Raw genomic sequence first — 25,263 nt, forward strand, 5'->3', positions numbered from 1 at the left:
GGCCCGCTTAGGCCTCGGCCTCCTCGGCGGTTTCGCCGTCTGTTTCTACGTCGTCCTCGTCCGCATCGGCTTCAAGCTCGGTCGGATCGACCCAGCCCAGCATGACACGGGCGGTCATGATCATAGCTTGGGCGTCTTCAAGGCTGACCTCAAAGGGCTCAAGCGCGCCATCGTCCTTAACACGCTCGCCGTTGACCGTGGTCCAACCGCCAGCCAGTTCCCAATCGGCACAGGTGGCGAAATCTTCCAAGGTCTTCACGTCGTCCTTGGCCAGCGCTTCTAACATTTGGGGGGTCAGACCCTCAAATTCAACCAGGCTGTCTTCGACACCGAGCGCACGGGCGTTATCAAGCGCCGCTTTGTTCTGCGCTTCAAGCACGTCGCGGGCGCGGGCCTGCAACTCGCCAGCGGTGTCTTCGTCCACACCGTCGATGACCAGCAGCTCGTCGACTTCGACGTAGGCCACTTCTTCGAGGTTGGTGAAGCCTTCGGAGACCAGAAGCTGGGCAAAGAATTCGTCCAGATCGAGGTTGTCCATGAACAGCTTGGTGCGCAGTTCAAACTCGGCCTGACGGCGCTGGCTTTCCTGCTCTTCGGTCATGATGTCAATATCGAGGCCGGTCAACTGGCTGGCCAGACGCACGTTCTGCCCACGACGGCCAATCGCCAGCGACAGCTGCTCTTCGGGCACGACCACTTCGATCTTTCCGGCTTCTTCGTCCAGAACCACTTTCGAGACTTCAGCAGGCTGCAGCGCGTTCACAAGGAAGGTCGGCTGGTCTTCGTTCCACGGAATGATATCGATCTTCTCGCCCTGAAGCTCGTTCACGACGGCCTGCACGCGGCTACCGCGCATACCGACGCAGGCACCGACAGGGTCGATGGAGCCGTCATGCGAAATCACAGCGATCTTGGCGCGCGAACCGGGGTCGCGGGCGACGGCCTTGATCTCGATGATGCCATCATAGATTTCCGGCACTTCCATCTTGAACAGCTCGGCCATGAATTCAGGCGCGGTACGGCTCAGGAAAATCTGCGGGCCGCGCTGCTCGCGGCGCACGTCTTTGATGTAGACGCGGATACGGTCGTTCGGGCGATAGCTTTCGCGGCCAATCTTCTCGTTGCGGCGCAGGATCGCTTCGCCAGCGCCCACATCGACGATGACGTTGCCGTATTCTTCGCGCTTGACCAGACCGTTGATGATGGTACCGGCGCGGTCTTTGAATTCTTCGAACTGGCGGTCACGCTCAGCTTCGCGGACCTTCTGCAAAATCACCTGCTTGGCCGACTGCGCCGCGATGCGGCCCATCTCAACCGGGGGCACTTCTTCGACGTAGGTGTCGCCCACCTTGGGGTCGGCCATGTATTGCTTGGCCTGATCGACGGTGAACTCAGCCTGATAGTTCTCAAGCTCTTCGTCCTCGACCACGGTGCGAACGCGGGTGAAGGTCGCTTTGCCGGTCTTGCGGTCGATGTCGACCCGGATGTCCATCTCGGCGCCGTAGCGGGACTTGGCGGCACGGGCGAGGGATTCTTCCATCGCTTCGACGACCAGACCGGGGTCGATCATCTTTTCGCGCGCCACCGCCTCGGCGGTTTGCAACAGCTCAAGCTGGTTTGCAGATGTAATGGCCATTAGGTGTCTCCCTCAGCAGACTCTTCAGTCTCGATATCATCAAATTCGTTTTCGTCGATCGCACCAGACGCTTTGCGCTGGCGGAGCATTTCTTTGATCAGGTCGTCGGTCAGCACCAGCTTGGCATCGCTGAGCCAGTCGAACTGCAAGCCAATGGTGCCTTCTTCGACGTTGATCAGCACTTCGCCACCTTCAACGCCAGCCAGCTCACCCTTAAAGCGGCGGCGGCCATCGATCAATTCGGTGGTCTCAATCTTGGCCTCATAGCCCTCAAAGGCATCGAAATCCTTGAGCCGCGTCAGCGGGCGGTCGATGCCGGGGCTGGAAACCTCAAGCGCATATTCGTCCAAAATCGGGTCTTCAACATCCAAAACCGCGCCGATGGCCTGCGAAATCTTGGCGCATTCATCCACTTCGATCCCGCCATCAGGCCGGTCGGCCATGACTTGCAGGATGGTGGACTTGCCCGACATCAGGCGGACGCGCACCAGTTCAAAGCCCATGTCCTCGATCACCGGGGTGATGATCTCGGCCAGACGGCGGTCAATGGCAGCTTTGGCAATCAGGTCATTCGACATGAGACATCCAATTTAAATCAGGCAGTTTCGTTCAGGCATAAAAAAACGGGCGCGCGGCCCGTGTTCAAGATCGGTGGAGCCTTCGGTTTGGACCCGAAAGCGCCGCTGTTGAAAGGGGATATAGGCCGGAAAGCCTGAAACTGCAACCCCTCTCAGCCGAACCACCACCGCTCGGGCGCGCGCAGGTTGTCCATCGGCGCTTGGCGTCCGGGGTTCGGCGGTTGGCGCAGATCGCCCGACAATGCGCTGACCTCACCGGCGCTGTCGGTCTGAAGCGTCACATCGCCCCGATCGCGATAGCGGGGCCGCGCGGGTAAATCCGCTGCATCAACAAGCCTTTCGCTCAATGCCTGCGCGCGCACGTCCCGCGCGGGGATCGAGACAAGCTCGACCGTATCGAACCAACCGGCAGTGCCGTCCTTGTAATGGCTCTCCACCCGCTCGGCCAAAACCTGACGCCCGGCGGAAAAGCGCCGCAGACTGTAAAGCCCAGTGCCGATCCCGGCCTCGGGGGCGTGGGCGGGCCGGATCACATAGCGCGGTTCGGACAGCAACAGCGGCAGACCGGGATTCGCTTGGGGCAGGGTGATCTGCACATGCAGGGCACCCTGCGCGGAAATTTCAGTTTGAGGCAGTACTCTTTGCAGACTGGCCACAACATCGCGGGCAGTCAGCGGGCTGCCGTCGTGAAACCGCACATCGGGCCGGAGATCAAACCGCCACTGTCGCGCACCCTCGCTCGCTTGCCAGCCGGTCGCCAACTCACCCTTGAGGATGCCGTTGCCCGCCACTTCGGTCAGCGTGTCAAAGATCATGCCCTGCCGCGCGACCTGCATGAACAGCCCGTCGCCGTGGACCCAAGTATCATCTCGGGTGGCACCGGAAAGCGCCAGCCGCAGACGGCCCCCGCGCCGGGGTGGCTCTCCGGCGCTGGCACCTGTCGCGGCCAGCAAAGCCGCAGCCGCACCGGTGGTGAAAAGCGCCCGGCGATCCAGCAGAGAGTTGCGCCCGCGCGTCACTGGCCAATCCTATCCATGGTCCGTACCAATTCGGCGCTGATCCCCGGCTCTGACAGGGCGTGACCCGCGTTGCGGATCATCCGCAGATCGGCATTGGGCCAGCGTTCGGCCAGCGCATAGGCGCCCGAAGGCGGGCAGATCATGTCGTAACGCCCCTGCACGATCACCCCCGGGATATGCGCGATGCGGCCCATATGTTCGAGGATCTGACCGTCGAACTCCAAAAATCCATTGTTGGTGAAATAATGGTTCTCCAACCGCGAGAACGCCCGCGCATAGGCCGAAGGACCGCCATGCGAAACGCCATCGGAATGAACCGAGGCCAGCGCATTCTCCCAAGCCGCCCATGCGCGGCCATAGTCCTGCTCGACCCGCAGATCACCGGAAAATAGCCGCCGGTGATACGCCGCAATCAGATCGTCACGCTCGTCTTCGGGAATCAGATCGACGAACCGCGCCCAAAGTTCGGGCCAGAACCGCCCGGCCCCGCCGCCGTAGAACCAATCAAGCTCGGCCTGCGTCATCAGGAACACGCCGCGCAGGATCAGATGGCGCACGGCCTCTGGATGCGCTTGGGCATAGATCAGCGCCAGCGTCGCGCCCCAAGAGCCGCCAAAAACCATCCATTTGTCGATGCCGAGTGTGCTGCGAATCAGCTCGATATCCGCGACCAAATGCCATGTCGTGTTGTCCGTGACCGACGCATGCGGGGTGGAGCGCCCACAGCCGCGCTGGTCGAACAGTACCACCCGGTAAACCTTGGGATCGAAATAACGCCGCATCGCCGGGCTACAGCCGCCGCCGGGGCCGCCATGGAACACGACAACGGGGATACCATCGGGGTTGCCGCATTGTTCGACATAGACCTGATGCCCCTGCCCCACAGACAACATCCGCTGGTCGAAAGGCTCAACCGGCGGATAAAGATGCGCTGCGTCGCGTTTTTGGTCGGGATACTTGTCCATTGCCGCCCTATATAGTCATTGAACCCAAAAGAGCACAGGGAGATCAGAATGCAAGCGGATCAATCAACCATCGACCCCGCCGAGATCGCCAAATTCGAGGCGATGGCCGCCGAATGGTGGGATCTGAACGGCAAGTTCAAGCCGCTGCATATGCTGAACCCCTGCCGGTTGGATTACATCACCAGCCAGATCGCGGGCGAGTTTGACCGCGATCTGACTGCCGAGGCGCCGTTTAAGGGTCTGCGCATTCTCGACATCGGGTGCGGCGGTGGATTGCTGTCGGAACCGATGGCGCGGCTGGGGGCCGAGGTGGTCGGCGCGGATGCGGCGGCGGGCAACATCCCCGTCGCGCAAATCCACGCGCAGCAGTCGGGGCTGGAGATTGATTATCGCCACACCACCGCCGAAGCGATGGCCGAGGCGGGTGAGAAATTCGATGTGGTGCTGAATATGGAGGTCGTCGAACACGTCGCCTCCCCCATCGACTACCTGATCGCCTGCCGCCGCCTGCTGAAACCCGGCGGGCTGCACATCTGTTCGACTCTGAACCGCAATCCTAAGTCCTTTATGATGGCGATTGTGGGCGCAGAGCATGTGATGCGCTGGCTGCCCAAGGGCACGCATGACTGGAACAAGTTCATCACGCCGGATGAACTTTTTGACCTGCTGAACCGCGCCGGATTGGAGCCTGTGGACCGCAAGGGTTTCGTCTTCAACCCCGTCGCATGGTCTTGGCGTCTGTCGGATCGGGATCTGAGCGTGAACTACGTCACCGCAAGCCTTAATCCGGGCCTCAACCCTGGCTCAACTGACGCCTGAGCGCGCGCAGGATCGGCAGCGTGGCGCGGACCTGCTCTTCGCCCAGATCATCCACCACGTTGGAAATCATCGGCGTGATCGCGTTCACCGCTGCATCCCGTGCCTGCCGCCCGGCAGGGCTGATCGCGACCATCTTGCGCCGCGCGTCATCCCAATCGGGGCGGATATGGACGTAACCGGCCCATTCCAGCTTGCTCAGCGTGTTGGTCATCGCCCCGCGGGTGACGTTGAAAGTCTCGGCCAATTGCGCGGGCGAGCGTTCGCCGCCGTGCCACGACAGAGAGTTCAGCACCGAAAAATGCGAGATCTCCATCCCGCGCGGCAGAACCCGCGTGAGGCGGCTGCGCACCTGTTGATCGGCGGCCAGCAATTCACCGAACAGCATGATCGCAAGTGTGTTTTTATCGTCGGTCATCTTAGGTCCGGTCAGGGCGCGGCAAAGGGGCGGCGGTTGGCAAGGCTGGGCACTTTGGCGCGGGCCTTGTTACATTCTTCCATGTCCATGTCACAAAAGTAAACGCCGGGGGCCGTCCCGGCATCCAGCACAACCTCCCCCCAAGGGGCCACGACCAGCGAATGCCCATAGGTATCGCGGGTTTTGTGTCCGGCACTGGCGTGCGTGCCGGTCTGCGCCGGGGCCAACACATAGCAGCCATTCTCAATCGCCCGCGCCCGCAGCAGGCTGTGCCAATGCGCGGCCCCCGTCACCGGAGAGAAGGCCGCAGGCATCGTGAGGATACGCGCCCCCGCCTCTGCAAGCGCTTGATAAAGCGACGGAAAGCGCATGTCATAGCAAACCGACATGCCGATCTTGCCAAAAGCCGTCTCGGCCACCACGGCCTTGTCACCGGGGCGATAGCCTGCGGATTCGCGGTAGGTCTCGGTCGCGCTGATATCCACGTCGAACATATGGATCTTGTCGTAACGGGCCACGATCTCTCCCTGCGGGGAGATCAGGAAAGACCGATTGGCAAAACGCCCATCGCCGCCCCGCGTCTTGAGCGCGAGTGAGCCAATCAGCAGCCAAATGCCCGCCTTCGCCGCCTCTTCGCGCAGGGCGGCGAGGGTGGCATCGTCTTCTTCATAGGCAAGCACGGTTTGCTGGTGGCGCCGGCTGGTGCTGACGCAATTCGTCACCTCAGGCGTCAGGACAAACGTTGCCCCGCCCGCCACCGCCTCGCGCAACAAGGCGCGGGTTTCGATCAGATTGGCGGCCGGATCGTCCGAGACGTTGAGTTGCAGCAGCGCGATTTTCATCTGTCTTGCAGCAGCGCGTCGAGTTTGCCCGCACGGTCCAGCGCATAAAGTTCATCACAGCCGCCCACATGCACGTCCCCGATAAAGATCTGCGGCACGGTGCGGGCCCCGCCTGCACGCTGGATCATCTCTTGCTTGCGCTCTGGCTCTGACAGCACATCGACCTCATCAAAGGCCGCTCCCTTCTGGGTCAGCAGGCGTTTGGCGGAATGACAAAAACCGCAGAGCGGCGACGTATAGATTTCGACAGGTTGCATAGGATCACCCTTTGAACAGTTAACGTTGCACAGTGATCTAGGTCTCTTTGGCCACGCGCGCCAGTGCCAGCACGAAAACGGGGCCGGAACCGGCGGCAAGACATGCCTCTGTGCAGGCGGTCAGTGTAGCGCCAGAGGTGAACACATCGTCCACCAAAATCACCGGTCGCATGATGATACGGTGTCGCCGCCGCGGATGAACTGCGATCGCTTCCTGCAGGACGCTGTACCGTTCCGCCCGACCCAACCCATCCAGCGACGGCGTGTGCCGGACGCGCTGCAACAGATCGGGACACCAACTGCGGCCGGTTTCAGCCGACAGGGCTTTGGCCAGCAAGGCGGATTGGTTGTAGCGCCGTTTCAGCAAACGCCGCCAATGCAGCGGAACCGGCGCGATCAGAGCCGTATCAGGCAAGAGGCCCTGCGCCGCCTGCGCCATCCACCGCGCGCCCGGGCGCGCGATCTCTTGGCGGTCACCGTGTTTCAGCGCCAAGACCAGCCTGCGCCCCATATCGCGATAGAGCAGCGCCGTGCGGCCCTGTGCCCAAGGCCGCGGCGTGGCAAGACAAGCATCACAATGCGGTGAAGCCACATCACCGCCGCCCGGCAGCGGCACGCCGCAGGCGTCGCAGACCGTGCCACCGATAAAGCCCGTGTCGCGCCAACAGGTGCCGCAAAGCCCAAAATCTGCATCGACCAAACCGCCGCAGCCCAAACAGCGGGGCGGATAGATCAGTGATACTGCTGTTTGAAGTCCCCGTGGCGGCATTCTATGTGTTCCTCATGACAGCACAGCCCACACTGACCGACCCCAAGGCCCTCGCCCACCGCCGCGCCCGCGCGACGGTGCGGGGCATGTTCTTGCAACAGGCAGCCGCCGATGAGGTTCAGGATCGGGTGGGATTGGTTAAGAAAGCGTTTACCGCTCCAGCCATCGTGACCGCTTTCCCGCAGGTCTGGGCAGCCGCCTTCCCCGAGGCCCAGATTATCCCCGAGGCCGAAGTGCTGGCGCTGGAACCGCAGGCCCATGATCTGGTGATCCACGCCATGGGGCTGCATTGGGCGAATGACCCGATCGGCCAGCTGATCCAATGCCGCCGTGCGCTGCGGCCCGATGGGCTGTTGCACGCCGTGGCGCTTGGCGGGCAAACCCTGCATGAACTGCGCGCCTGCCTTGGCCAAGCTGAAGCCGAAGTGACCGGCGGCCTGTCGCCGCGCATCGCCCCGATGGGGGAACTGCGCGACCTTGGCGCGCTGTTGCAACGCGCCGGACTGGCGCTGCCGGTGGCCGATAGCCAACCGCTGACCGTGGAGTACGAAAACGCTTGGGCCCTGATGCGCGACCTGCGCGAGATGGGTGAGACCAACGCCCTGCAAGCCCGCCTGCGCCGCCCCACGGGCCGCGCGGTTCTGACCCGCGCGGCAGAGCTTTACGCCACCCACTTCACCGCCGCATCAGGCCGGGTTACCGCGACCTTCGATATGATCTTCCTCGCCGGGTGGGCACCGGATGAAAGCCAGCAGAAACCCCTGCGCCCCGGATCGGCCCAACAGCGGCTTGCAGATGCGCTGAATAGTCGCGAGGAGCCGCTCCCCGATTGACCCAATCTGCAAAGCGGCTATCTCTGCGCGGATCATATGCGAGGAAACCCCATGCAGGCAGCCCAGCCCCAATCCGCCCAACCAGACTCCGGCCAACCGGAACACGGCCCCAACGACCACCCCAAAGTCCCGCGTCCCAAGGTTGGCGTCCTGCTCGCCAACCTCGGCACGCCGGACGGCTATGACTATTGGTCGATGCGCCGCTACCTAAGCGAGTTCCTCTCGGACCGCCGGGTGATCGACTACAGCCCGTGGAAATGGCAGCCACTGTTGCAGACGGTGATCCTTTCCAAACGCCCCTTCACCAGCGGCGCGGCCTATAAATCCATCTGGAACGAGGCCGAGAACGAGAGCCCGCTGGCGACGATCACCAAGTCGCAGACTGCCAAGATCAAGGCGGCGCTGCAGGCGCGTTACGGTGACGATGTGATGGTCGATTACGCCATGCGCTACGGCAACCCATCGACCCGGTCCAAGGTCGAAGCGATGACCGCCGCAGGGTGCCAGAAGATCCTGTTTTTCCCGCTGTATCCGCAATATGCCGGGGCCACGACCGCAACGGCGAATGACGCTTTCTTTGCCGCGCTGGCCAAAGAGAAATGGCAGCCTGCGTCGCGCACCGTTGCCCCCTATTTCGACCGCCCCGACTATATCGAAGCGCTGGCCCAATCGGTTGAGCGTGCCTATGCCGCGAAGGACAAAAAGCCCAACCTGCTGGTCTGCTCCTACCACGGTCTGCCGCAGCGCTATCTGATGGAGGGCGACCCCTATCATTGCCAATGTCAGAAAACGACGCGCCTGCTGAAAGAGCGTCTGGGCTGGGGCGACAGCGAGATCATGACGACTTTCCAGTCGCAGTTCGGCCCCGAGGAATGGCTGCAACCCTATACGGTCGAAGAGGTCGCCCGACAGGCCAAGGCTGGCAAGAAAAGCATCGCCGTCTGCGCGCCTGCCTTCTCGGCCGACTGCATCGAAACGCTCGAAGAGATCAACGAAGAGATCAAGGAAAGCTTTGAAGAGGCCGGCGGCGAGGATTTCACCTATATCCCCTGCCTGAACGATGATGCCGCGCATATCGAGGCACTGACCACGATCATCAGTGAAAATCTGGCTGGCTGGGTCTAAGCCCGCCTTGGGGTCGCTGCGGCGGCCCCTTTTTCAAAGCCATACGCAGAATACAAAAAAGGCGGTGCATTGCACCGCCTTTTCCGTTTGATCGTCAGTTCCGATTAGTCGGAAGCAACAGCTGCGGCAACCAGTGCCAGCAGGATCAGGGGAACCAGGATGCCCGAGGACGAACCTGTTGTTTCTTCCACGATGACCGGTGCTTCGACGATCGGCTCGGCCAGCGAACCAGCAAAAGCAGTCGATGCAGCAGCGGACAGAGCAGCGGCGAGAACGAGTTTCTTCATAACATAACCTCCAGAATAGGCGTGCTGTATCATATACATACACGCACCCAAGACTTACCTCGTAATCTCGTTCTAAACAGTATCGGCAAAAGTTTGCAAACCCGGAATCAGCTATTGCATCAAGGAATCAGGGGGATGTCGTCAAATAAGCAACACCTGCGTGCCGACCTTTGTCATGGCAAAAAGTTCGGCGATATGTTCGTTATAGAGCCCAATGCAACCATTGGAAGACTTGCGGCCAATTTTTCTTGTGTCATGGGTTCCGTGGATACGGTAATACGTCCAGCTGAGGTACAGCGCATGGGTGCCCAGCGGGTTATCCGGGCCGGGCCCGACATAGGGCGGCCACTCGGGATTGCGCTTGAGCATGGAAGGCGTGGGACGCCAACTTGGCCCCTCGACCTTTTTGATGACACGGGTGCGGCCCCGGCGCGTGAGATCTTCGGTCAGCGGCACCGACGAGGGGTAGAGTTTGTAAACACTCTGGTCCTCGGACCAGTAATGCACCGCCCGGCTGTCGATATCGACCAGCACCGCGCCGTTGCGCGTGTTGCTGAAATAGGGGCGCCAATCCAACATCCGGAAGCTCGAGACATTGCGCTGGACCGATTCAGTCAGATCGCGCTCTGTCTCGGTCGTCGCGGAGGAGTTGAAAGAAGAGGTGCTTTGCGCCAGCGCCGGTGTGGCAAGCATCGCGGCGCTGCCAGCCAGAAAGCCACGGCGGCTCTTAATCGAAAAACGGTGAGCGGACATGGAGCGTCTCCAAACTGAAATTATGCTAATTAACGCCATATATATGGCTCGAAAGACGCAGTTTCAATTGAAACCGGCCCCATACGGCAGAGTCACGCCTATGTGCGTTTGAACTGCAACGCGCCCCGATGTAAGGCAGAAAAAATCTCATTGCGTGGAGCGCTCATATGATCCGTATCCTGTCCATCCTGCTGGCGCTGACGGTTGCGCTGTCTGCCTGTGCCCCGTCCAGCACGAGTGGCGGCAAAGCCGGCGGTTCCTACCGCATCAGCCGTTCCGACGCGGGTACAATCCAATTCCGTATGCTCGACTCGGTGAATGCGCTGCGCAGCTCGGCTGGGGTCACGCCTTTGGCGCTGGATGCCAAACTGAACGCCGCCGCCGCGACCCACTCGCGCGATATGTCGGTGCAAAACCGTCCATGGCACTTCGGCTCTGACGGGTCGTCGCCGATCGACCGTATCCAGCGCGTTGGCTATACCGGCGGTCTGGTCGGCGAAGTCATCTCGGAAACCTATGAGACCGAGCTTGAGACCCTCGCCGCCTGGATGGAGCAGCCAGACACCCGCCGCATCTTGATGGCACCCGATGGCCGTCAGATGGGTTTCTCTTGGTATCAGGAAAACGGCGGCAAGATCTGGTGGACGCTGGTCGTCGGCAACTGATCTTTCGCTGAACAAGCGGTTTATCCGGCCCCTGCGGGGGCCGGTTTCGTTTTAACCGACCCGGTGATCAGGGTGTGATCAGGATCGGCGTGCCATCGCGCACCATCGCATAGACATCTTCGATCTCTTTGTTGGTGACCGCGATACAGCCCCAAGTCCAATCGGTCTTTTCTTTCTGCCGCGGGTCTTTTTGCCCGTGAATAAAGATATCGCCGCCGGGGCTTTTGCCCATGGCGCGGGCGGTCTCGATATCCCGTGCGTTGGGGTAATCGATCCCGACGGAAAGATGAAAGCGGCTGTTCGGATTGCGACGGTCGATTCGGTACAGCCCTTCGGGCGTGCGCCCATCCCCCTCAAAGGTCTTGTGACCCACAGGAGCGAAGCCCAGCTTGATCGGATAGTCTTCCAACACGCGGTTATGATGCAACAGCATCATGCGACGTTGGCTTTTGTTCACAACCACATAGGTCACTTCGGGACCATTGTATCGTTTGAATTTACTGTTGCTGCACGCCCCAAGCGCCACCATAGCGGTGCCGCCAAGTATCATTGTCCTGCGCTTCATCACTGTGCCCTCAAAGCCCCGGCCATTCCGGCCCTTTTTACCTGAGCTACCACAATGAGGGATTAATTTCATTCAAAAAGAGGTGATGAGCCGAGCCAAATGCAGCCCTTTTGCCTAACCTTCCGGCAGTGTCAGGCAAGCAGAAAGCTCCACATGCGACGACCAGCGAAACTGGTCCACGACCTGCACCCAGTCCAGCCGATACCCTGCCGCCACCATATTTTGCACATCACGGGCAAAGCTGACCGGGTTGCAAGAAACATAGGCCACGCGCGGCACCCCGGCGCGGATGATCTCGGCCACCTGCGCCTCGGCCCCGGCGCGGGGCGGGTCCAGTACGACGGCGTCGATCTTGGCCAATTCATCCGGCAAGAGCGGACGGCGGAACAGATCGCGTGTCTCAACGGTGAGCGGTTTGGCCCCCTTGGCCCGTCGCCAGCCGCCCTCAAGCGCGGCGATCATCTCGGCATCGCCCTCAACCGCATGAACCCGCGCCTTTTGCGCCAGTGGCAAAGCGAAGGTCCCGCAGCCTGCGAACAGGTCCGCCACGGTCTCGGCCTCCCCCACGGCATCCACGACGGCGGCGCGCAGGGCCGCTTCGCCATGGCGGGTGGCTTGCAAAAACGCGCCCGGCGGGGGCGTGACCGCTGCGTTGCCAAAGCGCTGCGCGGGCGGCGCACGCATCGCGATCACCTCGCCATTCCAAGTCAGCCGTGCTAGCGCCAAAGCCTCACAGGTCTGCGCCAACTGTTGCCTCAGCGGCCCATCGAGCGGTTTGCCATTGGCAACCGACACGTCCAGCCCCTCTTCCGACAGCGTCACGGTCACGGCCAATTCGGCCTTGCGGCTGGTGCCGATCAGCGCCAGTTCCTCTGCAACCTTCAACCCCGGCAAAAGCGCGGGGTCGACCAACTGACAGCCCGGCACCTCGATCAACACGTCGGAAGCGCGGCCATGGAACCCCGCCATGGCGCCCTTTTTCGTGCGGCGCGCAGCAAAGGTGGCCCGGCGGCGCGATTGCGCGGGTGAGGTTTGGATGGGGCGAAATTCTGTCTCTAACCCATGCGCCGACAGCGCATTGCGCACCACATCAACCTTCCACGCAGCCACGAAATCATCTGCGGCATGCTGCAACTGGCAGCCCCCGCAGGATTTGAAATGGCGGCACGGCGGCGCGACCCGCTGTCCTGACGGCGTAACGATCCGCACGTCGCGCAGCTGTTGGCCCTCGACCTCACCGCTGACGGTTTCCCCCGGCAGGGTCATCGGAGCAAAGATCGGACCTTCGGCGATGCCGTCGCCGTGGTGGCCAAGGCGCAAGATGTGATGTTCTGTCATAGCCTGCCCATAGCGCGGCAAAGGCCACAGCGAAAGCCTATTCCGCCGCCCTCACATCCAGAAACCCGCCTGACTGACGATGCCAATAGCGTGCATAAAGCCCATCTTGGGCAAGCAGATCAGCATGGCTGCCGATCTCTGCGATGCGGCCTGCGTCCAACACCATGATGCGGTCCATCTCTGTCAGGGTCGATAGGCGGTGGGCGATGGCCAGCACGGTTTTGCCTTCCATCACGCGGTCTAGGGTCTGCTGGATGGCCGCCTCAACTTCGCTATCCAGCGCGCTTGTCGCCTCGTCCAGCACCAGTATGGGCGCGTCTTTCAGGATCGCTCGGGCCAAGGCGATGCGCTGACGCTGCCCACCCGAAAGCTTCACCCCACGCTCCCCCAGATGCGCGTCATAGCCGCGGCGGCCTTTGTGATCCTCGAGTTCCTGAATGAATTCATGCGCTTCGGCACGTTCGGCCGCCGCGATAACCTCGGCCTCGGTCGCATCGGGCCGCCCGTAAAGGATGTTGTCCCGTGCCGAACGGTTGAACATCGCGGTTTCTTGCGTGACCATGCCGATATTGCGCCGCAAGCTCTCTTGCGTGACTTCCGATGTATCCATTCCGTCAATCACGATCTTGCCCTGTTCCGGTTCATAGAGCCGTAAAAGCAGCGCAACGAGGGTCGATTTCCCTGCCCCCGAGGCACCAACGATCCCCAGCTTCTCGCCCGGTTTGATGGTCAGTGAAATTTGGTCGATCCCACCCGTCTGGCGGCCATAGGCAAAGCCGAGGTCGCGCAGTTCGATCTGCCCGGCCTCCACGACCAATTCCTGCGCATCAGGCCCATCATCCAACCGCACGCGCGGCGTCAGGGTGCGCATCCCGTCTTCGACCTCACCAATGTTGGAATAGATCGCCATCAGCGTGAAAGACACCCAGCCGGTCATCTGCGCGATACGGATCGCGATGGCACCCGAGGCCACGATATCCCCCTCGCTCGCCATGCCGCGCTGCCACAGCAGGATCGTGCCGCCCAACAGCAGAACCGGCAGAAGCCCGGCAAGGCTCATCAGCGCCAAACGGAACCCTGCGGCGAGATAGCCAAACTCCAGCGCCCGGGCCCGAAAGCTTTGCATCGCGGAAAGCGCTGCGCGGTCCTCGTGATCGGCATGGGCAAAGAGTTTCACCGTTTTGATATTGGTGATCGTATCCACCACCTGCCCCGACACCAACGCCCGCGCCCCGGCACGGCCCGCCGCCCGCTTGCGCACGCGCGGCAAGAACCAGTTGATCAGCGCCAGATACATGACCAGCCAGACCGAAAACCCAACCGCCACGCGCCAATCGATCGCCAGAAGCAGCGCCACCGACCCCACGAGGGAGGCGAGCGCAAAGGCCACCACGTTGATCACCTCAGCCGCCACGTCCGTCACCGCCCGCGCCGCCTGCATCTGCTTTTGCGCGATACGCCCGGCGAAGTCTTCGTCAAAGAAATTTACGTTCTGCCCCAGCGTCCAACGGTGCAAACGCGACAGCACCAGCGGGTTGACATTGGGCTGCACCATGATCGCGTTCGAGGCCGAGGACAGGCCGAACAGCACAGGCCGCGCCACCAGAAAGAACGCCACCGCGCCCAGTACTAACACCAGACTGCTGCCTTCGAAAAACCGCTCTGGGCCCGTGCTGACCGTGGCATCGATGACCTTGCCCAAAATCCACGCCGTGCCCGCCTCCATCGCGCCGGCGGCTGCCGACAGAAAGGCCGCGAGCCAGAGCACCGGCCAAGCGCCCGACAGGCACCAGCGCATGAAAGCCCCCAGCGTTTGCGGCGGCGGGCCATCGGCGGGGTGAAACGGATTGATCCAGTTCGAAATGCTCACGACTTGTCATCCAATGCGAGAAAACCGCCCGACTGACGGTGCCAGAAGGCTGCATATAGGCCAGCTTTCTGCAAAAGCGCGTCATGGGTGCCTTCTTCGACAATACGGCCCTGATCCAAAACCAGAATTCGGTCCATCTCGGCAATCGTGGACAGGCGGTGCGCGATGGCGATGACCGTCTTGCCCGCCATCATGTCATAGAGCGTTTCTTGAATGACCGCCTCCACCTCACTGTCGAGCGCGCTTGTCGCCTCATCCAGCAGCAAGATCGGCGCGTTCTTCAGGATGACCCGCGCCAGCGTGATACGCTGACGCTGCCCGCCGGAAAGCTTCACACCCCGTTCACCGACACGTGCCTCATAGCCCGCCCGCCCCTCCGGGTCAGTCAGATCAAGGATGAACTCATGCGCCTGCGCCTGTTTCGCAGCCGCGATCATCTCAGCCTCGGTTGCATCAGGGCGGCCATAAAGGATGTTTTCCCGCACCGAGCGGTGCAGCAGCGATGAATCCTGCTGCACGACACCGATATGCCGCCGCAGACTGTCTTGCCGCACCTGTGCGATGTCCTGCCCGTCGATCCGGATCTGACCTGTTTCGGCATCGTAGAACCGCAGCATCAGTTTCACGAGGGTCGATTTCCCTGCGCCAGAGCGGCCAACAAGGCCAATCTTCTCCCCCGGCTGCACGGTGATATCGATACCTTGGATCCCGCCGCTTTCGCGCCCGTAATGATGGCTTAGCCCTGCCATCTCGATCCGGCCTTCGGTCAGCTTCAAGGGGGGCGCATCGTGTCGGTCGGTCAGGGCGAGGGGCTGGGCAATGGTCTCCATCCCCTCGGCCACGACACCCAGTTCGCGGAAGAAACTCGACAGCGCCCACATGATCCAACTGGTCATTGAGTTAAGCCGCAGCGCCAGCGCGGCGGCAGCGGCCACGACGCCGACGCTCGCTTCGCCCGCCATCCAAAGCACCAGCGCCCAACCGACGATACCCACGATCAACATGCCGTTAAGAAGGGTCAGCACCACGTCCATGATGCTGAAAATCCGCATCTCGCCCTGAAAGGTACGCCGCGCCTCTTCGATGGCCTCTCCGGCAAAGTCGACCTCTAAATCATGATGCGCGAACATCTTGACCGAATGGATATTCGTATAGGCATCCACCACGCGCCCCGTCACCTGAGACCGCGCGTCCGACGCCGCCTTGGACGCAGGCCCGACCCGTTTGATCGTCCATGCCACCAAGCCAGCGTAGAGGATAAACCACCCCAAAAGCGGCACTAACAAGCGGATATCAGAGGTGGACAACAGGATCGCCGCGCCGATCATATAGGCCAGCGAATAAGAGATCGCGTCAAAAACCTGAAAGATCACCTCCCCCGCTGCCGGGGGTGTCTGCATGATCCGGTTGGCGATACGCCCGGCGAAATCATTCTCGAACCAGCCGACGGATTGCCGCAACACATGCCGATGCGCCCGCCAGCGGATCAGGGTGCCAAAGTTCGGCAGGATCGCATTGTTGAGAAGCATCACGTCGACCGCCTGCACCAAGGGCCGCAGGAACAGCACGGCAAGGGCCACGAGGGTCAGTTCGGTGCCATAGTCCTCCCACATCTGCGCGGGGTCGCTGCCGAGCAGGTCAACGATACGGCCCATATAGTAGATCAAACCGATCTCGATCGCTGCGACAAGGATCGCCATCACCCCGGCGAGGACAAAGACCATTTTAAACGGCTGCGCGTAGTCCCGCAAAAAGGGCCAAAGACCCTGCGGCGGATGATCCTTTTCCCGATAGGCAACATAGGGATCAACGAGGTTTTCGAAAAAGCGAAACATGGGGAGACCTTGGAAATAGACGTGCAAAATACGCGGCAATGCCCAATAGCAAAGCCGCAAAGGGGCAATGGTTATGCCAGCTTAGCTAAACCAGATCCCGCGGTACATCTCGCCCATCTCCCTTGTAATGCGGTTTGGATAGCCGAATTTCCGCGCGATGTCGACCTAGCTGGACTTTCGCAGCAACTCCGCGCGGGTCTGGGTGAAGCCGGAGTTGATCCAGATTTGCTCCAGCCGGGCAAGCTCTTGCCCTAAGGCCGGGCCTTTGAACGCTGGCATCAGGTCTTTGGCCATTACCGGAAAACGGGCAGTGGCGGCGTTCGAAATCGTCTCTAACACGGTGGTTTCGGGCATCTGTTCTGCCATAGCGCCGCGTAGCATTGCAGCGCCACGGGCGATCCCTGCCCCATGACGATAGGCAAGTTCGGCCAGCGGTGGCCCGGCAAAGCCTTGCTCTTGCAGCAACGTCAGGCGCTTGGCCTCTGCCTTGCTCAACCGCAGACGATCCGCCAAGGCTTCCCCGCCCAGCGCGGCCAGCCGAACCAGCCAGTCAGGCTCAAGCCCCAACATTTGTTCAAAATGAACCAGCATGGATAGCCAGCGGTCATCACTCCCCGGCAAAAGCACCGGCAAGGCACCGGTTTGCCGCATCAACGCCAAGGCGGGGGCGGGATCCGGCGCGCGGAGCAGCTTTTTGAACTCCTGCCCGACACGCTCTGCCGAAAGCGTTTCTAACCCATCCAAATTCGACGCGATGGCATCCAGCGCCTCCGGCTCCGGCCCCGCCTCCGGGTCGCCATACCACGCCATGAAGCGAAAATAGCGCAGGGTGCGCAGGTAATCCTCGCGGATACGCTGACCTGCATCCTCGATAAAACGCAGCCGTCGCGCGTACAGGTCAGGCAGGCCGCCCAACGGGTCAATCACACGGCCCTCGGGCGTGGCATAGAGCGCGTTCATCGTGAAATCACGGCGGCGGGCATCTTCGGCGATATCGGTGGAAAAGGCCACGACAGCCCGGCGGCCATCGGTTTCCACATCGCGCCGAAAGGTGGTGATCTCAAACGGTTTGCCGCCCGACACAAGCGTTACCGTGCCATGGTCGATCCCTGTCGGCACGGCCTTGACCCCGGCGGCCTTGGCCAGCGCCATCACCGCTTCAGGTGTCGCATCGGTGGAGAGGTCCACATCGCTGTCCGGCAGACCCAACAGCGCGTCGCGCACGCAACCGCCGACGAAATAGATACGGTGCCCACCATCCTGCACCACGCGGCAAACCCGCTGTGCGTCTGCGTCATGTAACCATCGCGTCGTGGTTGGAATCATGTGTTCATGCGGGTCGCCCATGCCCGCAACATACGCGCGGTCGCGCCCCAGATGTAATAGGGGCCATAGGGAACAGCGTAATAATACCGCCGCTGGCCCCGCCAACGCCGGGAATGCACAAGGTAGTTGCTGGGGTTCAGCACATGGTCGAGCGGTACGCGAAACACCTCTTCGACCTCGCCGGGTTCTGGCACCACGGTGAAATCGCGCGTCACATAGCCGATCACGGGGGTGACGCTAAAGCCGGTGACCGTCTCATGGGCCGGAAGAACACCCAAGACATCTACGATGTCGCTCGGCAGGCCGATCTCTTCGCGCGCTTCGCGCAGGGCGGCGGCGATGACATCCGCATCGCCGCCGTCTTGTTTACCCCCCGGAAAGGCAATCTGCCCGGGGTGATGTTTCAGCGCCGAAGACCGCTTGGTCAGGATCAGTTCCAGCCGCGTTCCGGTATCCACCACCGGGGCGAGCACACCCGCAGGCCGCAGACTGCGCCCCTCGGGCAGGGTGACCTCCGGGTTCAGATCGAAATCGGAGGATTCCACCCCAGTCTGGGCAAGCGCCTCGCGAAAGGATTGGAACCGGTCGCTCACCCTAGGCCTTGGCGTCGAAACCGACCGTGGCCGGATCAAGGTCATAATGCGCGCCGCAGAACTGGCAGTCGGCGGTCACTCGGCCATCATCGGTCGTCATCTTTTCGATGTCGCGGGCCGAGTAGATCGACAGGCTTTGACGCACGCGGTCTTCGGAACAGGTACAGCCGAAACGGACCGGTTGGGCATCATATACCCGCGGTTGTTCCTCGTGAAACAATCGCAACAGAAGATCGGTCGGCGGTACGCTGGGGCCGATCAGCTCCAGATCCTCAACCGTGCCGAGCAGGATGTTCACGCGGTTCCAATTCTCGGCCTCGTCGCCTTCGACCAAATCATCGGCCTTGAGGACCTCACCCGTCCCTTCGCCCGACGCCGATAGTGGCGAGGCTTTGGGCATATGTTGCAACATGATGCCACCAGCACGCCAATGCTCTGGCTCGCCCGGACCCGACGATTTGCCAAAGCTTAGCGAAAAGCGGGTCGGCAACTGCTCGGACTGGGCGAAATAGGCTTCCGCACAGGCAGCCAAAGACCCGCCAGCCAGTGGCGTGATGCCCTGATAGGGGGTCATGCCTTTGCCTTGGTCGATCATGATCGCGAAATAGCCTTCGCCGATCTGTTCAAACGGGGCGTCATCGGTCAGCCGATCCGCATCATAGCTGGCATAGGCGCGGATGCGCGCAGGCTCGCCTTCCTTTTCGGGGCCGTAGTAATCGGTCGCGATCATCCGAACGGCACCTTTGGATTGCACCTGTAGCGACAGTTTCCAACGCAGTTTGATCGTCTGACCGATCAATGCGGTCAACAACGCCATCTCGGCCACCAAGGCTTCGACCTGCGGCGGATAGTCGTGCTGCTTCAGGATGCCCTCCAACACGCCATCAAGCCGCGCCACGCGGCCGCGCATGTCGACATCATCAAGCTGAAAGGGCAGAACGGTATCGTCCCACGCGATTTTAGTTCCTTGGGTCATCGGGTTTCCTTATCGGGGGCCGCTTGGCATACCGCGTCTATATAGGCGCAGCAACCCATGGAAAAAGGGGCAGCAGATGATCCGACGTACAGGTGAGACACCACAGCCCGGCCAAAGCTACACACCGCGGCCCGGGGTCTATGCCATTCTCCCGCTGCAACGCCGTTTTCTGATGACGCTGGAAATGGCCCAAGACACCGAGGTGCAATTGCCCGGCGGCGGTATCGAAGTGGGAGAATCCCCGCTCCAAGCACTCCACCGCGAAGTGCTGGAGGAAACCGGCTGGCGCATTGCCCGCCCGCGCCGATTGGGCGCGTTCCGTCGCTTTACCTATATGAAGGATTACGACCTCTGGGCGCAAAAGTTCTGCCATATCTACGTCGCGCATCCCGTGCGCCAGATCGCCGCGCCGACAGAGCCGCATCACGCCACCTTGGTGCTATCGGCCAGCGAAGCATTGGCGACCCTCGCAAACGAAGGCGACCGCCTGTTTCTGCAACGCCACCTGCGCTAAACGTTGCCCTGATACTCCAGCAATATCCCTGAAACATCATCGGGGAAATCACGGCTGCCCGCGAATTCGGAAAGCTTCCAGACCAGCGCGCTGAGAAGCGCCGGACCGCTGAACCGGCGCAATTCACCCAGCATCCGCGCCAAACCCTCTTCGCCCAACATCTCTCCGCCCGGATCGGGGCATTCCGTCACCCCATCCGATAGGATCAATAACCTGTCCCCCGGCGCCATCTGAAGCTTATATTCCTCAAATCCCACCCCGGCGAGCAAGCCAACAGGAAAGCCCCCGGTGCCCGGCTGTTCGACCTGCCCATCGCCGCGCAGCAAAGCGGGATGCGGGTGCCCTGCCTGCGCAACTGTGACCTCCCCGGTGGTGAGGTCGGCAATCGCCAGCATCAGCGTAAAATAATGCTCCGTCTCCATCTCATGAAGAACAAGATCGTTAAGCTCTTCGATCACCTCCCCCGGGGGGCGCGCCGCATAGCTGCCCCCGGGCAATAGCGTGAGCGCAAGGTTCTGGTCCGGCGTCGACGCCGACAGATATCCGGCCAGCCGCGCCGTCATCAGGGCCGAGCTGATGCCATGGCCCGACACATCCAAACCGAAAAGCCCCACGACCCCCGGCCGCACAGGGAAATACCCCACCAAATCGCCGCCAACATGCCCGGCGGAGCGCAGCATCATCGACAGATTGCCCCCCTCCATGGCGCGATAGCGTTCGCGGAGCAGCGATTGCTGGAATTTCTTGGCCTCAATCAAATCCTTGTCGATCAGCGCATGCACCTGCCGAAGAACATCCAATGTTTCGGTGATCAGCTTGTTTTTCTGCGTCAACTCACGCTGCATGACCAGAAAACGCTCCCCTGCCATGACCCGTGCGCGCAGGTCCGGCGGACCGATTGGCCGGATCAACACATCATCCGCCCCCGCATCAAGGGCGCGGGTCACCACGCCACCTTCAGGCCTGTCGGTGAGCAAAATGAAATAGCCACGACGCTCTTCCGACAGGCTTCGGAAAGCCCGGCAGACGTCGAGCCCCGACAGCCCCGTCATCGCCCAACTGCAGAGCACAATATCAGGCAAACGGCGCTCGCAAAGGGTCAGAGCCACAGCACCCGACGCGGCAGAGATCACCTCATACCCCCATGCCCTCAGAGACGCCGAGAGAAAACCCCGATGGGTTTCATCCCCCTCAACCACCAAAATCAATGGCGACACAGCAGGCGTCGCCACCGCTTCAGAGAGGCTGGGGATATCCAATTTCATGCGACACGATCCTGACAGGCCTGCTGATCTAAACAGCGATGGCTTACCGAAACGTGAATTCTTCTGTAAATCCGCCGCGTCGGGCGCGCCTACAGCACGAACTGCGCCAAGGTCTCGTCGTTGGTGATATCCGTATAGGTAAAGCCGGATTGCCCCAGCTGTTCAAGGAAGGGCTTAAAATTCTCAGGTCGCCGCGTCTCGATCCCAATGAGGACAGAGCCGAAATTTCGCGCCGACTTCTTCAAATACTCAAACCGGCAGATGTCATCCTCCGGACCAAGCAGCATCAGAAACTCCTTCAACGCCCCCGGCCGCTGCGGCATGCGCAGAATAAAATATTTCTTCACGCCCGAATAGCGCTGCGCCCGCTCTTTGACCTCTGGCAAACGCTCGAAATCGAAATTGCCGCCCGAAGCCACACAGACCACCGTCTTGCCGACAATCTGATCGGCCACCTCGCCCAGCGCATCTATCGACAGCGCGCCTGCTGGCTCTAAAACGATGCCTTCGACATTCAACATCTCGTTGATCGTCACGCAAATCCGGTCCTCCGGCAGATGCACCACATCCGCCGGGTTCACCCCGCGCAAACGCTCAAAGGTCCGCGCGCCGATCTTGGCCACCGCAGCGCCATCCACAAAGTTATCAATCGGAGAGACATCAACCGGCGCCCCGGCCTCCAACGCCCGCGCAAGGCTCGGAGCCCCTGCGGGTTCGACGAATGTATAGTCGCAGGCGTCCCCAAAATAACTGACCACCCCCGAAGACAGCCCGCCGCCGCCTACGGGCAAGATCACCCGATCCGGCACCCGGCCCAATTGCGCGGCAATCTCCACAGCAACAGAAGCCTGCCCCTCAATCACGTCATCATCGTCAAAAGGCGACAGGAAATGCGCGCCCTCGTCCCGGCAAAAACTCTGTGCTGCCGCCAAGGTGGCATCGAAATAATCCCCCACCAGCCGGATCTCGACATTCTCACCCCCGAACATCCGGGTCTTTTGAACCTTCTGCTGCGGCGTGGTCACCGGCATGAAAATCACGCCGCGCACCCCGAAATGGCTGCAGGCAAAAGCCACCCCCTGCGCATGGTTCCCCGCCGAGGCACAGACAAACAGCCCCTGCCCCGGGATCACTTTGCGCATCGCATTGAACGCTCCGCGCAGCTTGTAAGAGCGCACCGGGCTTAAATCCTCGCGCTTCAGCCAGATATCCGCGCCAAAGCGGTCCGACAGATGCTCATTGCGGAGCAGCGGTGTCGCCGGGAACAATGCCCGCAGCGCCTCTGCCGCCGCCTGTGCTTTCTGTGCAAATTCATCCGCCATCTGTGCTCTCCTTGCTGCCATTCGTCGATAGGCGCGCAGCCTGCATAGGTCAACGCAGGCTTCAATCTTGCCCGCGCCCACGAAAACCGCTACCTCGCAGGGCGAACTTGAAAGGAACCCCGTCATGTCCGCGCCTAAGAAAGTCGTGCTTGCCTATTCCGGCGGCCTCGATACCTCGATCATCCTGAAATGGCTGCAAACCGAATATGGCTGCGAAGTGGTGACCTTCACCGCCGACCTCGGCCAAGGCGAAGAGCTGGAACCGGCCCGCAAAAAAGCCGAGATGATGGGCATCGCACCCGAGAACATCTACATCGAAGACGTGCGCGAAGAATTCGTTCGCGATTTCGTCTTCCCAATGTTCCGCGCCAATGCGGTTTATGAAGGCCTCTACCTACTGGGCACCTCCATCGCCCGCCCGCTGATCTCCAAACGCCTCGTGGAAATCGCCGAAGAAACCGGTGCCGATGCCGTGGCCCACGGTGCAACCGGCAAAGGCAACGATCAGGTCCGCTTTGAACTGGCCGCCTACGCGCTCAACCCCGACATCAAAGTCATCGCCCCTTGGCGCGAATGGGATCTGTCGAGCCGCACCAAACTCTTGGAATTCGCCGAAGCGCACCAAATTCCCGTCGCAAAAGACAAACGCGGCGAAGCCCCCTTCTCCGTCGATGCCAATCTGCTGCACACCTCTTCCGAAGGCAAAGTCCTCGAAGACCCCGCAATCGACGCGCCCGACTATGTCTACCAGCGCACGGTAAACCCCGAAGACGCGCCGAACACGCCCGAATATGTCGAAATCGGTTTTGAGCGCGGCGACGCCGTCAGCATCAATGGCGAAGCAATGTCTCCCGCCACGATCCTCACCAAACTCAATGAGCTTGGCGGCAAACACGGCTGCGGCCGTCTCGATCTGGTCGAAGGCCGCTTCGTCGGCATGAAATCCCGCGGCATCTATGAGACCCCCGGTGGCACCCTGCTGCTCGAAGCCCACCGCGGCATCGAATCTATCACCCTCGACCGCGGCGCCATGCACCTCAAAGACGAGCTGATGCCGAAATACGCCGAACTGATCTACAACGGCTTCTGGTACAGCCCCGAGCGCACCATGCTGCAAGCCGCCATCGACGCAAGCCAAGCCCATGTCACCGGCACCGTGCGTCTGAAACTCTACAAAGGCCACGTCCGCACCGTGGGTCGCTGGTCCGATCACAGCCTCTACTCCGAAGCCCATGTGACCTTCGAAGACGACGCCGGCGCCTACGATCAAAAAGACGCCGCAGGCTTTATCCAACTCAACGCCCTGCGGCTCAAACTCCTCGCCGCCCGCGACAAACGCACCAAAGGCTGAAACACGGGGGACCTAGACCCCCTTCATTCTTTCTTAAATACCCGCGGGGGTCCGGGGGCAGCGCCCCCCGGCGGCTGGCCCCAAACAAAAACGCAAAAGGCCCGGACGCTTCCGCCCGGGCCTTTCTACATCTATCAATGCCAAATCAATCGGCAGTGACGACTTTCATCACCAATTCGCCGTTTGGCTTGATCGGCCCATCTTCCTTGGCGCCCAGCGTGTATTCGAACACACCGGTCTTCATGCCGCCATCTTCGGAATGCACCATCAGCATCAGCATATCACCCGAAGCCACGTCCTCTTGCAGGATCGCGACCACGTCGGTGTTCTCCCCCGCACGCAGCGGCGCATAGCCCACAACAGGGCCGGGCTTCATGTCGGCATCGGTGCGGTGCACGACCAGCCAGCCATTCTCTCCTGCCATCACTTTATCGGCGCTAACGACGCCATTCGAAACATCTTGGCCCGACGCTTCGACCATTGCCATGGCATGAGCATCAGCCCATGCGCCACCGGCGATCATGGACAGGGCGACTACGGTGCTTGCAAATTTTTTCATCTGGTTTTCCCTCCGTTTGAAATAACGCCGTAGTCACGACAGCGACCCAAAATAAGTTTCGCAGATTTCAGAATTTTTTAAGACGTTCCGCAAATAGCTGCTCATAATAGGGTAAGGCGGCGGCCAGAACCTCAGCATTCGCCCCGTTCAGCAGGGGCAAATCCCCCTCGGGTCCGGCAAATCCGGTGCTTTGATGAATCGCCCCATACCAATGCGGGGCCCAAACCCCATCCTCGGGGCGTGGTCCGGCAGGCCAGCGCAGCATCGCAGGGTCGAAAGGCAGATCGATCGCGGCGCAGAGTTTGCGCAGCATCCCCTCCGGGTCCGCACGGATATCGCCACTGTCGATGACCAGCCCGCCCAAACGCTCAAACAGCATAAGCTGCCGGTCAAATCCAATGTCCGCCAAACGGGGCGCTTCACGTTTCGCGGCGTAGCTCGCGATCACCCGTGCGGGATGGCGGATCAGATGGATGTTCACACAATCCTCCGCCCAGTCCAGCGGAAACCCGTCAATCATATGCTGCGCCATATGTTTCATATAAAGATGCCGCGCACCGTCCTGCACAAACCCTAAGGGCACCCGCGCAGGGTCTTGGTCCTGTGCTGCCAGAACCGCGTCGCGCATCGGATGTTCCAACCCGGTCGCCTTCAGATAGGCCGCGTAGAAAGGCTCATCCATCGCGGTAAAGTCCTGCCGCGCCCCGAAACTATACATCATCGCGGTGCTTAGATTGCGTGGCCCTGACCACATCGCAATTCGCATGAAAGGTTTCCCCCATTGCC

Annotated in this window: 27 protein-coding genes; 6 read left to right on the top strand and 21 right to left on the bottom strand. The window is 61.2% G+C overall.

What is annotated here, in order from left to right; genetic code table 11:
• Positions 1 to 7: 7 nt before the first annotated feature.
• From nusA to pip, 4 genes are all read right to left on the bottom strand, one after another.
• Entirely contained in the window at positions 8 to 1,636 is a 1,629-nt protein-coding gene (gene nusA, locus B5M07_RS00290; RefSeq protein ID WP_120349772.1) for a transcription termination factor NusA, read from the bottom strand.
• On the bottom strand, positions 1,636 to 2,214 hold the full coding sequence (rimP, locus tag B5M07_RS00295) for a ribosome maturation factor RimP (RefSeq protein WP_067627882.1): 579 nt from the start codon (positions 2,212 to 2,214) through the stop codon (positions 1,636 to 1,638). The genes nusA and rimP overlap by 1 nt, the downstream gene beginning before the upstream one ends.
• A gap of 152 nt (positions 2,215 to 2,366) precedes the next feature.
• Positions 2,367 to 3,233 (bottom strand): ABC transporter substrate-binding protein, encoded by an 867-nt coding sequence (locus B5M07_RS00300; RefSeq protein WP_120349773.1) that lies wholly within the window; start codon positions 3,231 to 3,233, stop codon positions 2,367 to 2,369.
• Entirely contained in the window at positions 3,230 to 4,198 is a 969-nt protein-coding gene (gene pip, locus B5M07_RS00305) for a prolyl aminopeptidase (protein WP_120349774.1), read from the bottom strand. The genes B5M07_RS00300 and pip overlap by 4 nt, the downstream gene beginning before the upstream one ends.
• A gap of 48 nt (positions 4,199 to 4,246) precedes the next feature.
• Between pip and ubiG the strand changes: the two genes are divergently transcribed.
• Complete coding sequence (ubiG, locus tag B5M07_RS00310) at positions 4,247 to 5,017, top strand: bifunctional 2-polyprenyl-6-hydroxyphenol methylase/3-demethylubiquinol 3-O-methyltransferase UbiG (protein WP_120349775.1); 771 nt, start codon at positions 4,247 to 4,249, stop codon at positions 5,015 to 5,017.
• Here the strand turns inward: ubiG and B5M07_RS00315 are convergent.
• Genes B5M07_RS00315 through B5M07_RS00330 form a run of 4 tightly spaced genes read right to left on the bottom strand, consistent with a single transcriptional unit; the run spans position 4,992 to position 7,300 of the window.
• On the bottom strand, positions 4,992 to 5,432 hold the full coding sequence (locus tag B5M07_RS00315) for a MarR family winged helix-turn-helix transcriptional regulator (RefSeq protein WP_067627893.1): 441 nt from the start codon (positions 5,430 to 5,432) through the stop codon (positions 4,992 to 4,994). The genes ubiG and B5M07_RS00315 overlap by 26 nt on opposite strands.
• Positions 5,433 to 5,443: 11 nt before the next feature.
• Complete coding sequence (locus tag B5M07_RS00320) at positions 5,444 to 6,274, bottom strand: carbon-nitrogen hydrolase family protein (RefSeq protein ID WP_120349776.1); 831 nt, start codon at positions 6,272 to 6,274, stop codon at positions 5,444 to 5,446.
• The gene (grxC, locus tag B5M07_RS00325; RefSeq protein ID WP_067627897.1) at positions 6,271 to 6,531 is read right to left on the bottom strand and encodes a glutaredoxin 3; all 261 of its coding nucleotides are present in this window, start codon (positions 6,529 to 6,531) and stop codon (positions 6,271 to 6,273) included. Before grxC ends, B5M07_RS00320 begins: the two co-directional genes overlap by 4 nt.
• Before the next feature lie 37 nt (positions 6,532 to 6,568).
• Complete coding sequence (locus tag B5M07_RS00330; RefSeq protein ID WP_120349777.1) at positions 6,569 to 7,300, bottom strand: ComF family protein; 732 nt, start codon at positions 7,298 to 7,300, stop codon at positions 6,569 to 6,571.
• A gap of 14 nt (positions 7,301 to 7,314) precedes the next feature.
• On the opposite strand from B5M07_RS00330, the gene B5M07_RS00335 reads away from it, so the two are divergent.
• Together B5M07_RS00335 and hemH are read left to right on the top strand one after the other, a co-directional pair.
• Positions 7,315 to 8,133, top strand: a complete 819-nt coding sequence (locus tag B5M07_RS00335) for an SAM-dependent methyltransferase (protein WP_120352103.1) — start codon at positions 7,315 to 7,317, stop codon at positions 8,131 to 8,133.
• 51 nt (positions 8,134 to 8,184) lie between these two features.
• Positions 8,185 to 9,258, top strand: coding sequence for a ferrochelatase (hemH, locus tag B5M07_RS00340; RefSeq protein ID WP_120349778.1), 1,074 nt, complete (start codon positions 8,185 to 8,187; stop codon positions 9,256 to 9,258).
• A gap of 104 nt (positions 9,259 to 9,362) precedes the next feature.
• Here the strand turns inward: hemH and B5M07_RS00345 are convergent, their stop codons facing one another.
• Together B5M07_RS00345 and B5M07_RS00350 are read right to left on the bottom strand one after the other, a co-directional pair.
• Positions 9,363 to 9,545: a hypothetical protein gene (locus tag B5M07_RS00345; RefSeq protein ID WP_067261136.1), complete on the bottom strand. Its 183-nt coding sequence runs from the start codon at positions 9,543 to 9,545 to the stop codon at positions 9,363 to 9,365.
• A gap of 141 nt (positions 9,546 to 9,686) precedes the next feature.
• The gene (locus tag B5M07_RS00350) at positions 9,687 to 10,298 is read right to left on the bottom strand and encodes a L,D-transpeptidase (protein WP_067627906.1); all 612 of its coding nucleotides are present in this window, start codon (positions 10,296 to 10,298) and stop codon (positions 9,687 to 9,689) included.
• Positions 10,299 to 10,465: 167 nt separating this feature from the next.
• Between B5M07_RS00350 and B5M07_RS00355 the strand changes: the two genes are divergently transcribed.
• Positions 10,466 to 10,963: a CAP domain-containing protein gene (locus tag B5M07_RS00355; RefSeq protein WP_067627909.1), complete on the top strand. Its 498-nt coding sequence runs from the start codon at positions 10,466 to 10,468 to the stop codon at positions 10,961 to 10,963.
• Between the two features lie 67 nt (positions 10,964 to 11,030).
• On the opposite strand, the gene B5M07_RS00360 is transcribed toward B5M07_RS00355, so the two are convergent.
• The 7 genes from B5M07_RS00360 to hslO all read right to left on the bottom strand — a co-directional run bounded on the left by B5M07_RS00360 (position 11,031) and on the right by hslO (position 19,466).
• Entirely contained in the window at positions 11,031 to 11,528 is a 498-nt protein-coding gene (locus B5M07_RS00360; protein ID WP_067936483.1) for a L,D-transpeptidase family protein, read from the bottom strand.
• A 114-nt stretch (positions 11,529 to 11,642) separates the two neighbouring features.
• A complete protein-coding gene (locus B5M07_RS00365; protein ID WP_120349779.1) occupies positions 11,643 to 12,866 on the bottom strand; it encodes a class I SAM-dependent RNA methyltransferase in 1,224 nt (407 codons plus the stop codon).
• A gap of 37 nt (positions 12,867 to 12,903) precedes the next feature.
• Entirely contained in the window at positions 12,904 to 14,736 is a 1,833-nt protein-coding gene (locus B5M07_RS00370) for an ABC transporter ATP-binding protein (RefSeq protein ID WP_120349780.1), read from the bottom strand.
• Positions 14,733 to 16,571, bottom strand: coding sequence for an ABC transporter ATP-binding protein (locus B5M07_RS00375; protein ID WP_120349781.1), 1,839 nt, complete (start codon positions 16,569 to 16,571; stop codon positions 14,733 to 14,735). The genes B5M07_RS00370 and B5M07_RS00375 overlap by 4 nt, the downstream gene beginning before the upstream one ends.
• A gap of 165 nt (positions 16,572 to 16,736) precedes the next feature.
• A complete protein-coding gene (locus B5M07_RS00380; RefSeq protein ID WP_120349782.1) occupies positions 16,737 to 17,897 on the bottom strand; it encodes a CCA tRNA nucleotidyltransferase in 1,161 nt (386 codons plus the stop codon).
• Positions 17,894 to 18,490 carry a CoA pyrophosphatase gene (locus B5M07_RS00385; RefSeq protein WP_067622284.1) on the bottom strand — a complete coding sequence of 199 codons (597 nt, stop codon included), beginning with the start codon at positions 18,488 to 18,490 and terminating at the stop codon, positions 17,894 to 17,896. The genes B5M07_RS00380 and B5M07_RS00385 overlap by 4 nt, the downstream gene beginning before the upstream one ends.
• A gap of 1 nt (position 18,491) precedes the next feature.
• Positions 18,492 to 19,466, bottom strand: coding sequence for an Hsp33 family molecular chaperone HslO (gene hslO, locus B5M07_RS00390; RefSeq protein WP_120349783.1), 975 nt, complete (start codon positions 19,464 to 19,466; stop codon positions 18,492 to 18,494).
• A 76-nt stretch (positions 19,467 to 19,542) separates the two neighbouring features.
• Between hslO and B5M07_RS00395 the strand changes: the two genes are divergently transcribed.
• On the top strand, positions 19,543 to 19,980 hold the full coding sequence (locus B5M07_RS00395) for an NUDIX domain-containing protein (RefSeq protein WP_120349784.1): 438 nt from the start codon (positions 19,543 to 19,545) through the stop codon (positions 19,978 to 19,980).
• Here B5M07_RS00395 and B5M07_RS00400 read toward each other — a convergent pair.
• Together B5M07_RS00400 and ilvA are read right to left on the bottom strand one after the other, a co-directional pair.
• Positions 19,977 to 21,245 (bottom strand): PP2C family protein-serine/threonine phosphatase, encoded by a 1,269-nt coding sequence (locus B5M07_RS00400; protein WP_120349785.1) that lies wholly within the window; start codon positions 21,243 to 21,245, stop codon positions 19,977 to 19,979. The two genes, B5M07_RS00395 and B5M07_RS00400, sit on opposite strands and share 4 nt — an antisense overlap.
• A gap of 89 nt (positions 21,246 to 21,334) precedes the next feature.
• Entirely contained in the window at positions 21,335 to 22,567 is a 1,233-nt protein-coding gene (gene ilvA, locus B5M07_RS00405; RefSeq protein WP_205570886.1) for a threonine ammonia-lyase IlvA, read from the bottom strand.
• Positions 22,568 to 22,691: 124 nt separating this feature from the next.
• Between ilvA and B5M07_RS00410 the strand changes: the two genes are divergently transcribed.
• The gene (locus B5M07_RS00410) at positions 22,692 to 23,918 is read left to right on the top strand and encodes an argininosuccinate synthase (RefSeq protein WP_120349787.1); all 1,227 of its coding nucleotides are present in this window, start codon (positions 22,692 to 22,694) and stop codon (positions 23,916 to 23,918) included.
• A 145-nt stretch (positions 23,919 to 24,063) separates the two neighbouring features.
• Here B5M07_RS00410 and B5M07_RS00415 read toward each other — a convergent pair whose 3' ends face one another.
• On the bottom strand, positions 24,064 to 24,477 hold the full coding sequence (locus tag B5M07_RS00415; RefSeq protein ID WP_067622268.1) for a DUF7282 domain-containing protein: 414 nt from the start codon (positions 24,475 to 24,477) through the stop codon (positions 24,064 to 24,066).
• Between the two features lie 67 nt (positions 24,478 to 24,544).
• Complete coding sequence (locus B5M07_RS00420; protein WP_120349788.1) at positions 24,545 to 25,243, bottom strand: HAD family hydrolase; 699 nt, start codon at positions 25,241 to 25,243, stop codon at positions 24,545 to 24,547.
• Positions 25,244 to 25,263 lie beyond the last annotated feature (20 nt).

Source organism: Sulfitobacter sp. D7 (genome assembly GCF_003611275.1).
GTDB classification, from domain to species: Bacteria; Pseudomonadota; Alphaproteobacteria; order Rhodobacterales; family Rhodobacteraceae; genus Sulfitobacter; species Sulfitobacter profundi.